Here is an 18,907-nt window from a genome sequence, read left to right on the forward strand (position 1 = left end):
CATGGAGCCCGCGTGATCTGAACCAATTGAGCTGAGCTGTTTCATACTGGGGCATCCCACCTCAGGTTCGCCCATGTCGTTGCAGCAGGACATCGATGCGGCAAGTGCCGCGCTGGAAGCCCAGGTCATCGCCTGGCGCCGCGACCTGCACCAGCACCCGGAGCTGGGCAACCGCGAGTTCCGCACCGCGTCCATCGTCGCCGAGCATCTGCACGCGCTGGGTTTCGACGAGGTCAAGACCGGCGTGGCCCACACCGGTGTCGTCGGCGTGCTCAAGGGCGGCAAGCCCGGCGGGGTCGTGGCGCTGCGCGCCGACATGGACGGCCTGCCCGTCACCGAGGAGGTGGAACTGCCCTTCGCCTCCAAGGCCCGCGCGGTCTGGAACGGCGAGGAGGTGGGCGTCATGCACGCCTGCGGGCATGACTGCCATGTCGCCATTCTGATGGGCGTGGCCAGCATCCTGGCCGGCCTGCGCGCCGACATCCCCGGCACCGTGAAGTTCATCTTCCAGCCTGCCGAGGAGATGCCGCCCGAGGGCGAGGAGGGCGGCGCGGCGCTGATGATCAAGGAGGGCGTGCTGGAGCATCCGACGCCGCAGGCCATCTTCGGCCTGCATGTCACGTCACGCCAGCCGGCCGGTGTCATCGGCTACCGGCCGGGGCCGACGATGGCCAGCTCCGACAAGCTCAAGATCACCGTGCTGGGCAAGCAGACGCATGGAGCGGCGCCCTGGCTGGGCATCGACCCCATCGTCACGTCGGCGCAGATCGTGCTGGGCCTGCAGACCATCGTCAGCCGCACGCTGGACCTGAACCGCGAGCCTGCCGTCGTCACCATCGGCGCCATCAAGGGCGGCGTGCGCGAGAACATCATCCCGGACTCGGTCGAGATGCGCGGCACCATCCGGAGCTTCGACGAGGGCATGCGCGATGCGATCCACGAGCGCATCACGATACTGGCCGAGGGCATCTCCGCCGCGTCGCGCGCGACCTGCAAGGTCTGCATCACGAAGAACTATCCCGTCACGCGCAACGACCCGGTGCTGACGGAGCAGATGGTGCCCACGCTGACCCGCGTGGCCAGCACCGGCCCGCGGCCCATGGGCATCGAGGTGGTGCCCAAGGCGACCGGCGCGGAGGACTTCTCGTTCTTCCAGCGCCTGATCCCGGGCCTGTTCTTCTTCGTCGGCGTGACGCCGCCGGACATCGAGCCGAGCAAGGCCTACTCCAACCACTCGCCGCGCTTCGTCGTCGACGAGCGCGGGCTGGAGGTGGGCGTGCGGGCACTGGCCCACCTGGCAGTGGACTACCTGGGTTCGATCAAGGGTTGAGCGGGCTGGCGCCACGGCCGAGCCTTCGCTGGCGGTGGCGGGTAACGCCTCAGTAACGCACTCCTGGCTAGCCTTTGCTCCGAGGACAAGGAGCAACGATGGACAGGAACGGTTCGGCAATGGCGCAGGCCGCGCGCCAGCTGGCGCTGGCGGGGTGGCTGTGTGTGGGGGCGGGGGCGGTGTTGGCGCAGCCCTACAGCCCCGGGCCTGCGCTGGACTTCCAGCCCGGCACGGCCAAGCAGCGCGACGGGCTCAAGCGCCTGGAGGCGGTGCGTGAGATCGTCGAGGACCGCTTCTCCATCGCCGTGGTCGACCTCAACGACGACGGCAGCAAGGAGGTCATCGTGCGCTCCGACTCCAGCGGCTTCTGCGGCTCGGGCGGCTGCGCGGTGGTGGTGCTGGAGGTCAAGGGCAGGCTGCTGGTGCCGCTGTTCTCGCAGACCCTGCCCACCTTGCTGATGCTGACCGCCGAGAAGCCCGGCGGCTACCGCGCGCTGGCGGCGGCCACCGAGAACGGCAGCATCGAGATTGCCAACAAGCCCGGCACGCCGCTGCATGGCAAGCCGATGGTGTATCCGGTGGTGGCCGGTGGCGCGACGGCGGCGGCGCAGCCCACGCCGGCTGCGCCCGCCGCGCCTGCCGATGAGCGCGTCGCCAGCGTGCTCGGCATTCGCCTGGACATGCCGGCCGACGAGGCCGAGGCCCTCCTGCGCAAGCACGCTGCGGGCTACGGCGGCCGCATCATGGAAGTGAACCGCTACGTCTACAAGGCCAACTGCGCCGGCTGCAAAGGCTACGACTTCAAGATCGAGGCGCGCATGGGCGTGGCCAACCGCGCGGCCGGCCAGGTGGCGATGGAGCTGATCTTCGTCACGCTGGCGCCGCCGTCGGCAGGCGGGGGTGTGGTGTCGGTGGTGCGCACGCTGACGCTGAAGCAGCCGGTGTCGCAGGAGTCGCTGGTCGACCAGCTGATCGAACGCCATGGCAAGCCGGGGCTGGTCACGCCGGGTCAGCGTGTGTGGTACCTCGATGAACGCCGCATCAGCAGCGTGCCGCGCGTGGTGAAGTACCCGTCGGGCCAAGGCACCCAGCTGTGCTCCGTCGACCCGGAGGAACGCAGCAGCCTGCTGCGTCAGGTGGTCGGCGATGCCGACACGCTGCGCAAGACCGGCAGTTCCGAGCCGCTGCACCCCGGCTGTGGCACCGTGCTGACGCTCAACATCCTCGGGCAGCCCGGCGCCCCGGTGAGCAGTTTCAAGAGCGTGTTGATGGACCACCGCAGTTTTGCCAAGGCCGGCCTGGCCGCGCACGCGCTGCTGTTGAGCGAGCAGCAGAAGGCCGGCAAGAAGGACGACGAGACGGTGCGCCAGCGCGAGGCGCCCAGGCTCTAAGCCAGCCCGCGGTTGAACGGGTTGCGCTGCAAAAAACTGTCGCGAAACGCCGCCGGCACCTGGGGCAGTGCCACCGTGTAGATCCAGCGGCGCGCACGCTCGCGGCAGCGCGTGGCCAGCTTGGCCTCGCCGGCCTGCAACGCGGCGTTCGCGCAGCCGGCCAGCAGCTCGGGCAGGTAGGCGCCCACCGAGTGCCGCTCGTCCATCTCGGCCAGCAGCGTGGTGATCGCGGGCGCCGTCTCGTGCGCAGGCAGCAGCGGGACGCGGCGCGCCAAGCCGAGCAGGCGCGCCGCCGGCAGTTCCCGGGCCTCGCATTCGGCCAGCCGCTCATCGAAGCGCGCCAGCGCGTCGGCATCGCCCTGCAGCGCCAGCAGATCGAACGCGATGGGCAGCCGCACATAAGGCATGTCGCCGCGCGTGAAGCAGGCCAGCGCGCGCTCCAGCAGTGCGCGCCGTTCGGCCGGCTGTGCCTGCACGGCCAGCGCCTCGGTCCACAGGGCCTGCGCCTGCTGGAACGGCGGCGCGCTGTCGGGCTGCGCGCCCAGCACCTGGCGCACCCGCGCCGGCTGGCCCAGCATGGCGAAGGCGCGCGCCAGCGCGTGGCGGGCGGCGGCGCTCACGACGGCCATGCCCTGGCCGTCCAGGCGCTCGATCAAGGGCTCCAGCAGGGCGATGGCATCCGCATAGCGCCCGCCTTCCACCCACGCGCGGCCCAGGCTCAGCGCATCGATGCCCTGGCCGGCGACGCCGCCGGACAGCTCGTTGCGCAAGGCCACCGCGCGTTCCAGGTGCCGGGTGGCGGCGGGCAGCGCACCCAGCTGCACCAGGCTGCGCCCGAGCGTCAGGTGGGTGGAGGCCAGGTTGGCCAGCTCGCCGTGGCGCTCGAAGAAGGCGATGGCGGCCTCGAAGTGCGGCCGCGCCCGCGTGCGCTGGTCCGACTGGTCGAGCACGATGCCCAGGTCGACGTTGAAGCACTGGCGCTGCGACTCGTCCACCTGCTGCTTGGCCCAGGGCAGCAGTGCCAGCATGGCCGTGGTCGCGTGCGCGGGGCCGATGCTGCGCGCGGTGCACAGCGCGTGCATGTACTGCGCGTGGCCCAGCGCCTGGGCGTTGCCGCTGGTCTGCAGCAGCGCCACCGCCTGCTGCAGCAAGGGCGCGGCGATGTCGTGGCGCATCGCATTCATGTGGCACACCGCCTGCTCCTTCAGCGCCACGCCGTGCTGGGCCGGGCCATCGGCGGCGGCCAGCAGTTCGTCGGCCACCGGCAAGGCCTCGGCGGGCGACTGCGATTCGCGCGTGGCGATCACCAGCTGCGTCAGCGCGTGGAAGCGTTCTGGCGCCAGGCCGGCGCTGGCAAAGCCCTGGGCCGCGCTGCGCAGCGCCCGCGCCTGCTCGCCGATGCGCCCGGCGTCGCGGCTGTATTGCGCCGCCTGCAGCCACGCGCGCGCTGCGGCGCCGGCATCGCCCGCCGCCGCCCAGTGCGCGGCCAGGCGCGCGGGCGGCGTGGCCGGGCGTTCGGCCGCCAGCCACTGCGCCACGCGCCGGTGCAGCCAGGCGCGGATGGGTTTGGGAATGGCCGCCACGCAGGCCTCGCGCACCAGGTCGTGCACAAAGGCCTGCTCGTTGATCACCAGCGCCTGCTCCAGCTCTCGCCACGGCGCCAGCAGGTCGAGCGGGTGGCGCTCCAGCACGGCGGCGCCGAGGGCGACCTCGAAATCCATGCCGGCCAGCGCGGCGATGCGCGCCAGCTTCACCGCGTCGGGCGACAGCGCGTCCAGGCGGTGTTGAATCAGCCGCAGCACGTCGGCCGGAAAGGGCAAGGCCTGACCCTCGCCCAGCGGCCGGCGCCCGTGGCGCAGCCATTCGAGCAGCGTCTGCAACAGGAACAGCGGGCTGCCGCCGGTGTGGCGGTGCAGGCTGGCGGCCAGCTGGTGCATCTCGGTGTCGGCTTCGGCCACCGAGGCCAGCAGCGCCTGCACGCCGGCCGCGTCCAGGGGCCCGAGCGCCACCACCGCAGGCATGGCGCTGGCCACCCAGGCCCGCACGGCGGCGGGCACTTCGGCGCGGCGTGCGGCGAGCAGCCAGCGCACGCCGCCCTCGTCGCCGAGTAGGCCGCCGGTCAGCAGCTCCAGCGTGGCTTCGTCGGCGAACTGCAGGTCGTCGATGGCGATGCCGGCGCCGCCCGTGTGTTGGAGCGCCTGCGCCACTGCCGCGCGCAGCCGCAGGGCGTTGGCCACACCGACGGCCGGCGTGCCCAGCTCGGGCACGCAACGCGCCAGCTCGGCGCGCACCCAGGGCTCGGGCGGTGGCGCGTCGGCATGGGCGGTGAACCACGCGCGCAGCAGCCGCGCCAGCAGCGCATACGGCACACCCAGGTCGCCGGGCCGCGCCTGCACGCGGCAGCGCAGGCCCTGCGCCTGCGCGAAGTCGGCCAGCAGGCGGCTCTTGCCGATGCCCGGCTCGCCCAGCAGCAGCAGCGGCGCGCCGCGCGCCCAGGCAGCCGACATGGCCTGCCATTCGGCCTCGCGGCCCACCAGGCGGGGCGGGCACAGCACGGCCACCGGCGCGGGTTGCGGCAGCACGCTGGGCAGCTGCTGGCTGGCCTCGATCAAGGCGGCGAGCTGCCGACTCTCGGGAGACGGTGTCTCGCCCAGCTCACGGTCCAGCGTGTCGCGCAGGCGCTCATACACGGCCAGTGCGGCGCCGCGGTCGCCGCGCCGGTAGTGCAGGCGCATCAGCTGGCGCTGCGCGTGTTCAAGCAAGGGCTCGTCACGCGCCAGGCGTTCGGCGTAGGGCAGGGCCTCGGCAATGCGGTGCTCGTCCTCGTGCTTTGACGCCACCCCGGCCAGCAGGTCGCGCAACTGGCTGCGCCAGCGCTCGCGGGCGTGCTCGACCCAGCGCGCCAGCGCAGGCTCTTGTTCAAAGTTCAGGCTGCCGAGCAAGCTGCCGGCCGCAGCGCCGGCATCGTCTTGCAAGGCCTCGGCGGGTGGTGCCAGGTCGTGCGCCAGATCGGCCGCCAGCGTCAGCGGCTCGCCTTGCAGCACCAGGTCACGCCCCGCCAGCCGGTGCAGGCGGAACAGGCGCTGACGGAGGTTGTTGCGCGCTTGGGGCACGCCGGCCTCGGGCCACAGCAGCGCCGCGAGCTGGGCGCGCGGCGTGGGGCCGTCCAGGGCCAGCAGGGCCAGCAGGGCCGCATCCTTGGCCGCCAGCGGATGACGGGTGCCGTCGGGCAGCGTCAGCGCCGGCGCGTGCAGCAGCGACAGGCGGGGGTTGGGGGCGGTGTTCGGGCCTGCCGGTGGACGCGTCGCCATCGCTGCGCTTGCTGGACCGGGCGTGGCGCCCGTGCATGCTCCTTTGCGCGGCAGTGTAGTCAGGCCGCTCTGCTCCTCGCAGCGGATGGCCGCCGCCGTCAAGGCATCAGCAGCGTGTTCCAGGCCGCGTTGCGCAGCCGAGATGACTCGCCGCTGTGCTCCATCTCCCGCAGCACCGCCGCCAGGCGCGGCAGCAGCTCGCGGTGGCGCTGGTGCAGCAGCGTGTACAGCGGTGTCACCTGGAAGGGCGTGGCCAGCCGCGCCAGGCCGCTCATGTCGTCGGGCTCCAGCTCGGGCAGGCCGGCGGGAGAGGTCAGCAGGGCCACGTCGATGACCTCCGCGCGCAGCAGCCGCAGCAGGTCGGTGCGCGTGCTGGCCTCGGCCTTGCGCGGCGCGTCGGCCAGCCAGTTCTCCAGCAGCAGGACGCCGCGCGGGTAGCCTAGGCGCAGCGCCTTCAGCCCCGCCTCGTCGCCGGGTCTCGGGCCGGCCTGGCGCACATAGCCCAGCACCTGGACGATGGCGATGGGCACCGGCACCAGCAGCAGTTCGGGGTGGCTGAGCGCCAGCTGGCGGATACGCAGCGCCTCGCCGTCCAGCAGGCCTTGCTGCGTCATCGGCAGCGAGCGGCGCAGCGGCAGGGGCTCGAACTGCAGCGCCAGCCCCAGCCGCTCGAAGGCGCGGCGCAGGATGGCGCGGCCGATGGGGGCCAGGCCGGTCTGGTCGTTGGCGTCGGTGGCCAGGCGCAGCGGCGTGGCCTGCGCGAGCCCGGGCATCAGCAGCGTGAAAAACGCCGCACCGGCCCTCCTGCGTTGCCAACCCGTCATGGCTGCCAACCCTCTGCGTCGCTCTGATGGCTCCCCTCAGGTGATGGTAGGCCGCCGCGGCCGGCGCGGGGGCCGGGGCAACCCGCTAGCTCGGCGCGATGTTCAGGAAAAATCGCGACAGCCAGCCCACCGAGTGGGCATCGGCGGTTGCGCCGCGGCCGCGTTGCTCGATGCGCACATTGGCCACCGCCGTTGACTGCACGGCATTGCCCTGGCCGATGGAACGCGGGTCCACCTGGCCGGAGAAGCGCAGCACGTCGACATTGCGGTTCACGCCGATCTGCTTCTCGCCGCTGATCATCAGGTGGCCGTTGGGCAGCACGCCGGTGACGACGGCCGTGATGGCGCCGGTGAACTCGTTGGTGTTCTGGTTGCTGCCCTTGCCCTGGTTGTCGTTGGCCGACGTGGCGGCCGCGCTGGCGCGGTTGAAGGAGTTGCCGGCAATGCCGGGCAGCGCGGTGACGCCCACCGCCAGCGAGCCGGTCTTGCTCAGCTCGCTGGTGCTGGTCTGCGAGGCCGATACGCGCTCGGTGATGTTGATGGTCAGCGTGTCGCCGACGAGGCGGGCGCGGTGGTCCTCGAACAGCGGGCGGTAGCTGGCGGCCTGGTAGATGGCGCCGTTGCTGGCGGCCACCGGCTGCACGTGCGGCAGGTTGACGACGGGCGTGTGGGCCAGCTCCACCTGCGGCTGCGGGTAGGGCGCGGCGCAGCCGGCGAGCAGGGCGGTGACGGCGAGGAGGGCGAGGGTCTTCATGGCGAATGCCTTAGATCTGGGCCAGCTTCTGCAGCATCTGGTCGGAGGTCTGCACGGCCTTGGAGTTCAGCTCGTAGGCGCGCTGCGTCTGGATCATCTGCACCAGCTCCTCGACGACGTTGACGTTGGATGTCTCGACGAAGCCCTGCTGCACGGCGCCCATGCCGTTGTTGTTGGGCGCGCCGGTGTTGGGCGTGCCGCTGGAGGCGGTCTCGGCGAACAGGTTCTGGCCTTTGGGGTCCAGGCCGGCCGGGTTCACGAAGTTGGCGAGCTGCAGTTGGCCCACCGTCTGCGCCGCGGCCTGGCCGGGCAGCGTGACGCTGACGGTGCCGTCGTTGCCGATGGTCAGGCTCTGCGCATTGGCGGGGATGGTGATGCCGGGCAGCAGCGTGTAGCCGTTGCTGGTCACCATCTGACCGTTGGCGCTGAGCTGGAAGCTGCCGTCGCGCGTGTAGGCGTTGGTGCCGTCGGGCAGCTGGATCTGGAAGAAGCCGTCGCCCTTGATCGCCAGGTCCAGGTTGTTGCTGGTCTGCTGCAGGTTGCCCTGCGTGTAGATGCGCGCCGTGGCCACCGGGCGCACGCCCAGGCCGACCTGCAGGCCGGTGGGCAGCGTCGTTTGCTCGGTGCTGTTGGCGCCGACCTGGCGCATGTTCTGGTAGATCAGGTCCTCGAAGACGGCGTGCGAGCGCTTGTAGCCATTGGTGGCCACGTTGGCGAGGTTGTGCGAGATGTTGTCCAGCTGGTGTTGCTGGGCTTCCATGCCGGTCTTGGCGATCCACAAAGAACGCATCATGGTCAGGTACTCCCTAAAAGTTTGGCGGACTGCTGACCTTGGGTCTGGGCGATCTGCATCAGCTTCATCTGCTGCTCGAACTGGCGGCCGGCGGCGATCATGGCGACCATGGTCTCGACCGGGCTGACGTTGCTGCCCTCCAGCGCGCCGTCCTGCACGCGGGCGGCCGGGTTGGCGGGCAGGTCGCCTTCACCAGCGCGGAACAGGCCGTCATCGCCGCGCGTCATCGGCACTTCGGGCGTCACGAGCTTGAGGCGGCCGATGGTGGTGGGCAGCTGGTTGGGCGACTTGGCGCTGACGGTGCCATCGCTGCCGATCTCCACCGCGCTGTTGGGCGGCACGTTGATGGGGCCGCCGTCGCCCAGCACCGGCATGCCGTTACGCATGACGAGCAGGCCCTCGGCGTTCACGTCCAGCGAGCCGGCGCGGGTGTAGGCCTCGGTGCCGTCATTGCTCTGCACGGCCAGCCAGGCGTTGCCCTGCATGGCCACGTCGAGGTTGCGGCCGGTGGGCGTCAGCGGGCCGGGGGCGTCGTTGTAGCCGATGGTGGTTTCCAGCGCGAAGGCACGCGTGGAGGCGCCGTCGCCGCGCACCGGCACCGCGCGGAAGGCCTGCAACTCGGCCCGAAAGCCATTGGTCGTGACGTTCGCGAGGTTGTGCGACAGCACGTCCTGCCGCTGCATGGCCGCTTTCGCGCCGGCCATTGACAGGTAGATCATGCGGTCCATTACACCTCCTCAGCCGTTGCGTTGATCAGCGCAGATTCACGATCGTCTGCAGAACCTGGTCCTGCGTCTTGATCGTCTGCGCATTGGCCTGGTAGGCGCGCTGCGCGGTGACCATGTTCACCAGCTCGGCGGTCAGGTCGACGTTGCTCTCCTCCAGTGCGCCGGACTGCAGCGCGCCCATGTTGCCGTCGCCCGGCACGCCGACGACCGCGTCGCCGGAGTTCACCGTGCGAATCCAGACGTTGCCGCCCATGGTCTGCAGGCCTTGCGGGTTGCGGAAAGAGGCCAGCTCGACCTGGCCGGCCGGCTTGCTCTGGCCGTTGGAGTAGCGGGCCTGCACGATGCCGTTGCTGGCGACCTGGATGCCGGTCAGCTGACCCGGTGCGTAGCCATCCTGCGTCAGGTTGGTCACGGCGAAGCTGCTGCCGTTCTCGGTCGCGCCGGTCAGGTCGAGCTGGATGTTCGGAATGGCCAGCGTCGCGTTGCCGCGGGCGCTGGTGCCGGCCGGCACGTTCATCGAGATGGGCGTGGTCGGGAAGGTCGGCGAGCCGCCGGTGGGCGGGAAGGTGAGGGTGGTGTAGGGCGCCGTCGGGTTGCCGAAGGCGTCCAGCGGGATGGCCGCACCGGTGGCGTCGGTGTCGAAGGCCGAGCCGTTGGCGGTGGCATAGACGTTCCAGGAGTCGCTGCCGTCGGCGGCCGTCGCGGCCTTCTGGAAGTAGAAGGTCACGGCCACGTCCTGGCCCTTGGCGTCGTAGACGGTCAACGACGTGGCGTTGTTGTAGGTGGCGCTGTCGGCCAGGTCCATGCCGACGCCGGTGCCGCCGCCTGGGGCGGTGGTGGCCAGGCGCGAGTCGAGGTTGAACTCCATCTCGATCTCGGTCGTGACGGCCGGGGGGATGCCACCCGTGGGCAGTTGCAGCGGCTGCGCCGTGCCGGGCTGGATGACGCCAGCGCCGTTGGCCGGGTAGCCCATCAGCTTCAGGCCGTCGTTGTTGATGACGAAGCCGTCCTTGCTGACCTTGAACTGGCCGTTGCGGCTGTAGCGCGTCGGGTTCAGGCCGTCGCTGACCTGGAAGAAACCGCCGCCGTTGATGGCCAGGTCCATCGGGTTCTCGGTGGTCGAGATGTTGCCCTGCGTGAACTGCTGGGCGACGGACTGCAGGCTGGTGCCGATGCCGATCTGGTTCTGGCCCGCGCCGTTCAATGCGGCGGCGTAGACGTCGGCGAACTCGGCCCGCGAACTCTTGGCGCCGTAGGTGCCGGAGTTGGCGATGTTGTTGCCGATGACATCCAGGTTCTTGGAGGAGGCGTTGAGCCCGGAAAGGCCTTGCTGGAAGCTCATGAGGGAGTCCTTGCTGTCGTGCGGGAAGTTCGGATGAAAAAGGCGGTCAGTTGACGGCCGAGACGCTCGTGTAGTCCACGGGGCCCAGGCGGGCCAGGTTCAGCTTGAGGCTGCCGCCCTCGCTGTAGACGGCGTCGACGGTGTCGTAGGCATAGGTCGTCGCGGAGACGGTGGCGGCGCCGTTCATGGCGGTGATGCGGTACTTCACCTCGCCGCCCTCGGCCGCCAGCGTGCCCGCCTTCCATGTGAACGTGTGGCGGCCCGAGCCCTCGGCCCCAAGTTGCTGTGTGTCGATGACGTTGCCGGCGGGCCCGAGGATCTCCAGCTTGACCGTCTTGGCCGCGCCGTCCAGCTCGTAGCTGCCCTCGGCCACGCCGGCGACGACCTGGATCTTGTCGCTGGGTACGCTGACCTCGCGGCCCACCAGCGAGATGGACTGCAGCGCCTGCATCTGGCCGAGCTGGCCGCCCAGGCTCTTGATGCTGGTGTCCAGCGTGGACAGGCTGGTCACCTGCTGGATCTGCGCCATCTGGCTGGTCACCTGGGCGTTGTCCATCGGGTTCAGCGGGTCCTGGTTGTTCATCTGCGCGACGAGCAGCTTTAGGAAGCGGTCCTGCGTGTCCTGGGCGTTCTTGGCCGAGGTGGTGGGCGAGCTCGTCGAGCTGCCGTTGAGTGCGGTGATGTCCATAACAATCACTGGCCGAGTTGCAAGGTCTTGAGCAGCAGGTTCTTCGCCGTGCTCATGACCTCAATATTGTTTTGATAGGAACGCGACGCCGAGATCATGTTGACCATCTCTTCCACCGGGTTCACGTTGGAATAGGTCACGTAGCCTTCTGCGTCTGCCTGGGGATGCTTGGGGTCGTGGATGCGGCGGCCGGGGGTCTGGTCCTCGCTGATGGTGGTCACGCGCACGCCGGCGCTGCCGCTGTCGTTGCCCGCGCCCATCAGCTGCGTCTGGAAGACGACCTGGCGCGCCTTGTAGGCCTGGCCGTCCGGGCCGGCCACGGTGTCGGCGTTGGCCAGGTTGCTGGCCACCACGTTGAGCCGCTGGCTCTGCGCGCTGACCGCGCTGCCGGAGACGTTGAAGATCTGGAACATGGACATGGCCGCTTACTCCTGGATCAACCTTGGTTGTGCGACTTCATCGCGTCCAGCGCCGTGCGCACGGAGCCGTTGATGAAGCGCAGAGTCGCCTCGTACTTCACCGCGTTGTCGGCAAAGCTGGCGCGCTCGCGGTCCATGTCGACGCCGTTGCTGTCCAGGCTGGTCTGCGACTGCAGCGCGTAGTCCTTGCCGCTCTCGCCGCGTGCACCGGCCAGCGGCGCGATGTGGCCGCGCTGCGGTGCGAACATGGCGCCGGGCGTGCCGATCTCGCCGGTGGCCTCGCGCAGCGCCCGGGCGAAGTTGATCTCGCGGGCCTGGTAGCCCGGCGTGTCGGCATTGGCGATGTTGCTGGCGAGCAGGCGCTGGCGCTCCGCCCGCAGCGTGAGCGCCTGGGTCTGGAAGTTCAGCGAGTCGGTGAGTCGGTTCATGTCGGGCCCCCTTTTTGGAGGTGGCGAGGTGCGAAGCCGGGAAGGCTCCTTGCGCAAATTGTCTGGACCAGGCCGGAAAACATGAGCGGGATTAGCAAGACCAAAGCCGGTCAATTCGGACCTAGGCGGCGCCGGCCCGATCTCTAGAGTTGTGGCCATGCTGCGTCGAACTGCGTTCCTGTTGTGCGTGCTGTTGGCCGGGCCTGGCGCCTGGGCGCAGACCGTGCTCGATCCCGCGCTCATCGAGCGCGTGCGCCAGCTCGCCGAAACCGCCGCCCGCGCCGCTGCGCCACCGAACACCCGCGTGGCCGTCGAGATCGGCGCCCTCGACGCCCGCCTGCGCCTGGCGCCCTGCCGGCAGGTCCAGCCCTACCTGCCGCCCGGCATGTCTGCCTGGGGACGCAGCCGCATCGGCCTGCGCTGCACGGACGGCGTGGCACGCTGGAACGTCACGCTGCCGGTGCGCGTGGCCGTCTTCGGCCGTGCCGTCGTCGCCAGCGGCCCGCTGCCGGCCGGCGTGAATTTGTCTCAAGAACATCTGGCGCTGGCCGATATCGACATCGCGGCCGAAGCCGGCGCCGTGTTCACCGACCCCGCCCTGCTCATCGGCCGCACGCTGTCCCGGCCGCTGGGCGCGGCCGAGGCGGTGCGTGCGCCAACGCTGAAGTCCCGCCAGTGGTTCGCCGCCGGCGAGACGGTGCAGGTGCAAGCCGTCGGCCCGGGCTTTTCCGTCGTGTCCGAGGCGCGGGCGCTGTCTGCTGGTCTGGAGGGGCAGGAGGTCCGCGTGCGCTTCGAGAGCGGCCGCATCAGCAGCGGCCGGGCCGTTGGCGAGCGGCGCGTGGAGCTGATGTTATGAACTGCCCCCAGTTCGCGGCTCTGCCGCTCCGACCCCCCATGGGGGCGACCGGTGCTTGGGGCGGCCCGGCGTGTCCCGGTGTGAGCAAACTGCCACGAATCCCCCGAAATGGGCGGATAAACCCGCCATTTCCCACTCAAGTTCCTGGGTCTGGCGCCGATACAGGTGGAAACTCCCCTGCAATGCCCCCTGCGGGGTTCGCCCCGCACCCTGGAGAAGCTCATGAAGATCGGTAACAGCCCCAGTCCGGAAGGTCCTGCCGGCCCGGCCAAGACCGAGCAGCGCCCCGCCGCGCGCAAGCCGGAAGCTGCGGTCGCCAACGAGATCGTCCGCCCCACGGCCAACGCACCGGCAGCCAGCGCCCAGGTGGCTCTGTCCAGCGCCGCCCAGCTGGCCGCCAGTGCCGGCCCTGACGACGGCAGCTTCGACGCCGCCAAGGTCGACCGCATCTCCAAGGCCATCAGCGAGGGCAAGTTCACGATCAATGCCAATGCCATCGCGGACAAGCTGGTCGCGAATGCGCAAGAATTGCTGAACTCCCGCGCGAACAAGCATTGAACCCATGACCGCCACCGCCCCGACCCCGCTCAGCGCCGAACTCGAACAGCCCTTGCTGGCCGTCGAAGCGGCGCTGAACCAGCTCGGCGACGCGCTGGCCCGCCGCGATGCCGCCGCCATCGAGCAGCATTCGGCTGAACTGCATCAACACCTGGCCCGCGCCGTGCAGAGCTTCACCGAAGCCGCCCGCACCGGCAGCGTGCCCCCGGCGTTGCGCAACCGCCTGGTGCGTGCCGGTGGCCTGCTGGCCGCCCAGCGCGAAAGCCTGGCACGCGGCAACGCCTCGCTGGACCGGGCGCTGGACGTGCTGATCCCCAGTGAACCCACCGGCCTTTACGGCGCCGGCGGCAAGGCCGAGCGCCGCAGCGTCGGTGGGGGCAGCTTCACAGCTTGAACCGCTCCACATGAAGAAAGCCACCCTCGGGTGGCTTTCGTGCTTTCAGCGGGTCGCTTTTTTCCTGACCGAGTCCAGGTAGGCATGCCCGTCCGGCGGCAGGCCGCTGCGCTGCGAGGCCCAGATCATTTCGCCCAGGGCGTCCATCGCCGCGTGATGCGCTTCGTGGCGCGAGTTGCGCTTCGCGGCCAGCAGGTCGACGGCCTGGCGGATGCCCGAGGGCTGGTCGATGGCGTGCTGCTCGGTGATCGTCAGGTGCATGGAAAGGTGCAGGAAGGGGTTGGTGCGGCCTTCCTCCACCGTGTAGACCTTCTCCAGCGCGGCGGCCTCGTCGGCCAGGTCAGCGTGGTACTCCGGATGCTCGGCGATCCAGTCGGCGGCGATGGCCTCCATTGGGATCAAGGGCGCGCCGTCGCGCCATTTGCGGTAGGTGGCGCAGAAGAAGCGCCGGACTTCGAGCTGGGACGGGGCAAACATGGACGCAATTGTCGCCGGCCCACCAGCGCGGCCAGGCCGGCGAGCATCAACAGCCCCGCGCCCGGCTCGGGCACCGGCGTGGCGAAGTCGTAGCCGCTGGCGCCCACCGTGTTGAGCCCGGCGACGGACGGGATCAGCTGGTAGCCGGCCGAATGCCCGAAGTCGGCCTCGACGTAGCGGGCCAGCATGGCGTAGTCGCTGACCGAGGCGCCCACGGCCAGCATGCCGCTGAGGGCGATGGTGCGGCCGACGAAGGTGTCCAGCGTCAGGCTGTAAATGGCCGCCGCGTCGCGGCTGGCGTCCCAGCTCTTGTTGACTTCGGCAAAGCTGCTCATGTCGCGCAGCCGGACCTCGGCCACGCCCCAGGCCGACAGGAAGCCGCCACTCTCGAAGCTGGGGCGGGACAGGTGGCCGCTGATGCTGAAGTTCACCGTGTAGCTGACCGGCGTGCCCGCCGCCAGCCCGGCACCGCCGACGACGATGCTGTCGTAGAACTGGCCTTGCACCGAGGCGCCGGCATAGCCGTAGTTGACGCGCCGGCCGGCCAGGTCGCAGCAGTAGGGGAAGCTGCCCGACGCAAAGGCGCGCAGCAGGCCGACATGGCCCTCGAAGCGGCCGATGCCGTGGCCGCCGGCGTAGCTGGCGATCTCGTGCATGCGCTGCATCTGCGACAGCCGCGGGTCGTCGCGCAGGTCCAGCGTGGGCGTGAAGCGCTGCTCGCCGGCGCCTGGTGCAAGGAAACTGGTGGCGTGCACGTTCATGTTCACGCTGAGCTGCGAGTCGATGGCGGCGGCCGGCAGGCTGGCAGCCAGGAGCAATGTCAAGGCAAAGGCGCGGGCGGGCATGGGGGCTCCCTGGGTCAGCGCCAACAGCGGCGCATCCCAACCAACGCAGTCCGGCGGCAGAACCGGACAGCTCAAGTTAGGGAGCGCAGGGCCGCCCGCCCCGCCTGCTCCCGCTCACTTGAGGAAGTAGTCGACAAAGACGCTCGTGGCGCGCACGCCCGCTGCGTCGGCTGCTGCGGTCAGGGGTTCCTCGGCATCGGAGATCACGACCCGCTGTTGCGCGCTCCTGCCCAGTGCCTTGAAGAGCGCCGGCGCCGGCATCGCCCAGCCCTTGGCGCCCTGCTTGGCGGCGGTGGCCTTGTCGAGCGCAATGAAGGCGGTGAGCTGGTCGCTGGTCATCAGCGCCAGGCCGCCGGTGTCGAGCGTGGCGTTATGGCTGCAGTGGTGGCCGACCTTGTAGAACACCGTGCGCCGCAGCAGGTCGTGCGCCGGCACGGGGCTGCCGTTGCCGGGCAGCTCGAACGACAGATCGGCCCACGACAGCCAGCTGCCCACCTGGGCGTCGGCCACGAAGAGCAGCACCTCGGCGGTGTCGACGAACTCGAAGGCCAGCACGAGGCTGGTGTTGTTGGTGTCGTTGTCCAGGTCCAGGCCGAGCTGGCCGAAGGCGCCCAGCCAGTCCTCGTCGACGCGGCGCCAGGCGGCCTGCGGGTCGTCGTAGGCGGCGGCCACGCCGCCCATGAAGGTGTGGAAGAACGGGTTGTCGGCACCCCCGGGCAGGCGGCGCGGGATGCAGTGCTCGTCGGCGAAGGGCCGGCATTTGCGGGCGGCATCGTCGCCGCTGTTGGCAAAGGCGGCGGCCAGCGTTTCCAGGCCCAGGTCGCCGGTGGCGCCGAGGTGGAAGATGGTGTGCTCGCGCTTCATCTTCTCGGTGACGGCGCTGGTCTTGAGCATCAGCGGGTCCAGCGGTGGGCCGAGCACGTAGACGCGCACGCCGTCGACGCCGTTCAGCTCGAAGGGCGTGCCGCCGGGCTTCAGGAAGCGCAGGTCGCCGGCGTCCTTGCCGCGTTGCTTGAGGTAGTCCATGGCCTGGGCCACGGTGTGGTCGCCGACGGAGTCGTCGTCGGCACTGAAAGCCAGCAGCTCGCCGAGCCCGGCCAGTGCTGCCGGGGCTGCGGCCGGGTTGGCGCCAACGACCTGCAGCAGCGTGGCACGGGCCTTCCTGCGGGTCTCCTTGATCTTGCGGATGGCGGGTTCCGACAGGTTCTCGGTCCAGGGCAGCCAGACGGCCCCGAAGTCGAAGCCGTCGTTGAACACCGCGCGCGCCTGGTTGAAGCCGCTGATGTGGTCCTTGTGCTCATGTGTGCCCACCACCACGTCCAGCAAGGCCTTGCCGCTGGCGGGCCGGCGCCGGCCCGCCGCATGGAGCACGCTGCCGCGGATGTGCTCGACGACGCGGGTCATGAAGGCCTTGTCGCGGGCTAGCGCGCCGCAGTCGATCAGCATGTTGAAGGGCGCGGCGCCCTTGCGGGGCAGCGTGAGCAGGAAGCAGTCGCCCAGGCCGTGGCGGTACATGCGCACGCGGGCGCGGTAGGCCTTGGGGCTGCGCGGGGCGGTGAAGGTTGACGCGGCGGGCTTTTTGGTGGCGGGCATGAGCTCTCCTGTCAGTTGTCGGTGGTGCTAGCACTTGTTTCGGGCCGAGCGCCGGGCCGCCCCAAGCCGGCCCGGTGGGCGATGTGCTTGCCGGTCGATCCGGCAAGCATCGCCGTCCCCCCGGGGGACCGACCAGGCACGCCCGCGTTTAGCGGCGCGGGACTGGGCGAGGGGCAGTCCATCTCAAGCGCCGCAGCGGTGCAGTGCGGCAAAGGGCTCGTCTGCGGCGCCGAAGTAGGTCGCCGCCAGCGACTGGCCGCGCAGCTGGGCTTCGCGGAAGGCGACGATGCGCGCGATCCGCTGCTCATCGCCCAGCCCCTTGCGGATGGCATACCTGACGACGGCGCCGTCCAGGTCGATCACCAGCGTGCTGCCGCAGTGGATGGCGTGCTGCCGACCGTCCTCGCCGTCCGCCAGCTCGGTCTGCAGGATGGTCAGGAAGACCTGGTTGAGCACCTGCCCGTCCTCGGTCTGGCGGCGCGCCTCGCGCAGCGAGTGGACGTAGAACTTGGGCGCTTCCTTGCGGTTCTTGCGCACGCTGGACGGCGTGCTCCCGGGCGACAAGGCCAGGCCGGTCAGCACCTCCAGCAGCCTTGCCTTGGCCATGTAGTCGCGGATGATGTCGTGCAGGTCGCGGCAGGCGCAACGGCTTTTCTGCCAGAGATCGAAGCGGGTTCGGCAGCGGCGCAGCCTGTCGACGACGCCCAGCAGGTCGATGCCTTGCATGAAGTCGGCGAAGGCCATGGTGGCCTCCTTGCCGTCGCCCGTCGGGTTCTCGTTGGGCGCCGCCCAGCGCAGGCTGTCCTGCGACAGCGTGCGGATGTCGTGCGGGTAGATGCCTCGGCGGCGGAAGGCCTCGATGAAGGCGATGCGGTAGCCATGCCGGTCCTCGGGCATCAGATCGATGTCGGCGGTGATCAGCGCGCGCAGGAACTCGCCGAACGTCAGGTCCACCGGCGGGCAGTAGTCCAGCGCGCGTATGCACATGGTGAGGACGTGGCTGGCGGCCTTGCCGGCCTCCTGCGCCAGGCGGTCCACCAGGTCGGACTGCAGCTCGCCCTGGCGCAGCACGCCGGTGCCCTCACTGGCCAGGCGCATCAGGTCGCTGGTGCGCGAGCGGTAGATGGACAGGAAGGCGTCGAACACGGCCGCCACCAGGATGGCGCCGCGGGCATGGACCTCGGTCGCTTCGTCCAGCTCCGTGGGTTGGGGGTCGTGCTTGACCCACTTCCTCAGCTCGGGGCTGAAGCGGCCGATGGCATCGCGCAACGCGCCGTGCAGGCCCTGGGCCTGGCCGAACTGCGTGGCCAGCTGGCCCAGCAGGTTCTGCTCGCTCAGGTCGCCGCGAGTCTTGGCGATCTGGTGGCGCAGCACCTCCGGAAAGGTGAAATGCCGGAACAGCGCCACGATGTCGGCAAAGGCCTCGTGGAAGGCCAGCACATCCGGGTTGGTCGCCTCCATGAACTCGTCGTGGAAGCCGTCCAGCAGCGCATGCGCGGTCTCGTGCGCCACCACGTCGTGGGACAGGCAGGTGAACACCATGCCGCCGGGGAACTGGCCCGAGGAGCGATCCTGGGTGGCCGGAAAGTAGCCGAACAGCAGGGCGCCGCGGTGGCGGCTGTAGTAGGCATTGGCCATGCGCAAGGCATGCGGGTAGATGCGCAGCCGCTGCACGAAGCGCTGCGCCTCGTCGAGTGCCTCGCCCTCGGCCGGCTTGCGCTCCGCCCACAAGGCCTTGCGGCCGAGGGCGCGCTCGAAATGGTGGATGGTGGTCATGGCCGCCGCGTAGACCATCTGCTGGTGGAACTGCGGGTTGCCCTCGGAAGGCGCCAGGCCGTGCTGGGCCAGGATGTGCGGGTGGTCGAGGTTGACGGGCGCATAGAAGCAGCCGCTGGCCGGGTCGACGTCGATCACCTCCACATACTCGCCGCAGGGGCCGGGTTGCAGCGCCTCCCAGGGCACGCGGTAGCGCACCTCGCTGACCAGGGCGGTCTCCAGCCGCGTGGCCAGGCTGGGGTCGAAGGCATAGCCGCGCAGCAGACGGTGCGTGGGTCGGGCGGGTTGCGACGCCGCGTGAACTGGCGTGGGTGCTGGCGCTCTCGATGCTGTCATGCGACCTCCCTGCGGCACTCGCCGCCGCAAGATAGGCGCGGCCAGCGCCGGCGTCATCCTTTGA

Annotated in this window: 18 protein-coding genes; 5 read left to right on the forward strand and 13 right to left on the reverse strand. The window is 70.2% G+C overall.

The window, feature by feature from the left end; all coding sequences use genetic code 11:
* Nucleotides 1-73 precede the first annotated feature (73 nt).
* Nucleotides 74-1,330, forward strand: coding sequence for an amidohydrolase (locus ACG00Y_RS05315; RefSeq protein ID WP_394476664.1), 1,257 nt, complete (start codon nt 74-76; stop codon nt 1,328-1,330).
* A 98-nt stretch (nt 1,331-1,428) separates the two neighbouring features.
* A complete protein-coding gene (locus ACG00Y_RS05320; protein ID WP_394476666.1) occupies nt 1,429-2,721 on the forward strand; it encodes a hypothetical protein in 1,293 nt (430 codons plus the stop codon).
* Here the strand turns inward: ACG00Y_RS05320 and ACG00Y_RS05325 are convergent.
* The 9 genes from ACG00Y_RS05325 to flgB form a co-directional block, all read right to left on the reverse strand.
* Nucleotides 2,718-6,032: an ATP-binding protein gene (locus ACG00Y_RS05325; RefSeq protein ID WP_394476667.1), complete on the reverse strand. Its 3,315-nt coding sequence runs from the start codon at nt 6,030-6,032 to the stop codon at nt 2,718-2,720. The two genes, ACG00Y_RS05320 and ACG00Y_RS05325, sit on opposite strands and share 4 nt — an antisense overlap.
* Before the next feature lie 98 nt (nt 6,033-6,130).
* Nucleotides 6,131-6,805 (reverse strand): substrate-binding periplasmic protein, encoded by a 675-nt coding sequence (locus tag ACG00Y_RS05330; protein ID WP_394476669.1) that lies wholly within the window; start codon nt 6,803-6,805, stop codon nt 6,131-6,133.
* 136 nt (nt 6,806-6,941) lie between these two features.
* Nucleotides 6,942-7,610 carry a flagellar basal body L-ring protein FlgH gene (locus ACG00Y_RS05335; RefSeq protein ID WP_394476671.1) on the reverse strand — a complete coding sequence of 223 codons (669 nt, stop codon included), beginning with the start codon at nt 7,608-7,610 and terminating at the stop codon, nt 6,942-6,944.
* A 10-nt stretch (nt 7,611-7,620) separates the two neighbouring features.
* Nucleotides 7,621-8,403 carry a flagellar basal-body rod protein FlgG gene (flgG, locus tag ACG00Y_RS05340; protein WP_394476672.1) on the reverse strand — a complete coding sequence of 261 codons (783 nt, stop codon included), beginning with the start codon at nt 8,401-8,403 and terminating at the stop codon, nt 7,621-7,623.
* Nucleotides 8,404-8,405: 2 nt separating this feature from the next.
* Nucleotides 8,406-9,131 carry a flagellar basal-body rod protein FlgF gene (flgF, locus tag ACG00Y_RS05345; protein ID WP_394476674.1) on the reverse strand — a complete coding sequence of 242 codons (726 nt, stop codon included), beginning with the start codon at nt 9,129-9,131 and terminating at the stop codon, nt 8,406-8,408.
* Nucleotides 9,132-9,156: 25 nt separating this feature from the next.
* On the reverse strand, nt 9,157-10,473 hold the full coding sequence (gene flgE / locus ACG00Y_RS05350) for a flagellar hook protein FlgE (protein WP_394476675.1): 1,317 nt from the start codon (nt 10,471-10,473) through the stop codon (nt 9,157-9,159).
* 46 nt (nt 10,474-10,519) lie between these two features.
* Nucleotides 10,520-11,161, reverse strand: a complete 642-nt coding sequence (locus ACG00Y_RS05355; protein ID WP_394476677.1) for a flagellar hook assembly protein FlgD — start codon at nt 11,159-11,161, stop codon at nt 10,520-10,522.
* A 5-nt stretch (nt 11,162-11,166) separates the two neighbouring features.
* Complete coding sequence (flgC, locus tag ACG00Y_RS05360; RefSeq protein ID WP_394476678.1) at nt 11,167-11,580, reverse strand: flagellar basal body rod protein FlgC; 414 nt, start codon at nt 11,578-11,580, stop codon at nt 11,167-11,169.
* Between the two features lie 17 nt (nt 11,581-11,597).
* Nucleotides 11,598-12,008 (reverse strand): flagellar basal body rod protein FlgB, encoded by a 411-nt coding sequence (gene flgB / locus ACG00Y_RS05365; protein ID WP_394476680.1) that lies wholly within the window; start codon nt 12,006-12,008, stop codon nt 11,598-11,600.
* A 157-nt stretch (nt 12,009-12,165) separates the two neighbouring features.
* On the opposite strand from flgB, the gene flgA reads away from it, so the two are divergent.
* The 3 genes from flgA to ACG00Y_RS05380 all read left to right on the forward strand — a co-directional run bounded on the left by flgA (nt 12,166) and on the right by ACG00Y_RS05380 (nt 13,816).
* Entirely contained in the window at nt 12,166-12,864 is a 699-nt protein-coding gene (gene flgA / locus ACG00Y_RS05370) for a flagellar basal body P-ring formation chaperone FlgA (RefSeq protein ID WP_394476682.1), read from the forward strand.
* A 222-nt stretch (nt 12,865-13,086) separates the two neighbouring features.
* The gene (flgM, locus tag ACG00Y_RS05375) at nt 13,087-13,422 is read left to right on the forward strand and encodes a flagellar biosynthesis anti-sigma factor FlgM (protein WP_394476684.1); all 336 of its coding nucleotides are present in this window, start codon (nt 13,087-13,089) and stop codon (nt 13,420-13,422) included.
* Nucleotides 13,423-13,426: 4 nt separating this feature from the next.
* Nucleotides 13,427-13,816: a hypothetical protein gene (locus ACG00Y_RS05380; RefSeq protein ID WP_394476686.1), complete on the forward strand. Its 390-nt coding sequence runs from the start codon at nt 13,427-13,429 to the stop codon at nt 13,814-13,816.
* A gap of 45 nt (nt 13,817-13,861) precedes the next feature.
* Here the strand turns inward: ACG00Y_RS05380 and ACG00Y_RS05385 are convergent, their stop codons facing one another.
* The 4 genes from ACG00Y_RS05385 to ACG00Y_RS05400 form a co-directional block, all read right to left on the reverse strand.
* On the reverse strand, nt 13,862-14,293 hold the full coding sequence (locus tag ACG00Y_RS05385; RefSeq protein WP_394476688.1) for a DUF1841 family protein: 432 nt from the start codon (nt 14,291-14,293) through the stop codon (nt 13,862-13,864).
* Nucleotides 14,215-15,138, reverse strand: a complete 924-nt coding sequence (locus ACG00Y_RS05390; protein WP_394476690.1) for a PEP-CTERM sorting domain-containing protein — start codon at nt 15,136-15,138, stop codon at nt 14,215-14,217. The genes ACG00Y_RS05385 and ACG00Y_RS05390 overlap by 79 nt, the downstream gene beginning before the upstream one ends.
* 114 nt (nt 15,139-15,252) lie before the next feature.
* Nucleotides 15,253-16,731: an MBL fold metallo-hydrolase gene (locus tag ACG00Y_RS05395; RefSeq protein WP_394476692.1), complete on the reverse strand. Its 1,479-nt coding sequence runs from the start codon at nt 16,729-16,731 to the stop codon at nt 15,253-15,255.
* A gap of 183 nt (nt 16,732-16,914) precedes the next feature.
* On the reverse strand, nt 16,915-18,843 hold the full coding sequence (locus ACG00Y_RS05400; RefSeq protein ID WP_394476694.1) for a gluzincin family metallopeptidase: 1,929 nt from the start codon (nt 18,841-18,843) through the stop codon (nt 16,915-16,917).
* Nucleotides 18,844-18,907 lie beyond the last annotated feature (64 nt).

Source organism: Pelomonas parva, assembly GCF_043555835.1.
In the GTDB taxonomy this organism is placed as follows: domain Bacteria; phylum Pseudomonadota; class Gammaproteobacteria; order Burkholderiales; family Burkholderiaceae_C; genus Pelomonas; species Pelomonas parva.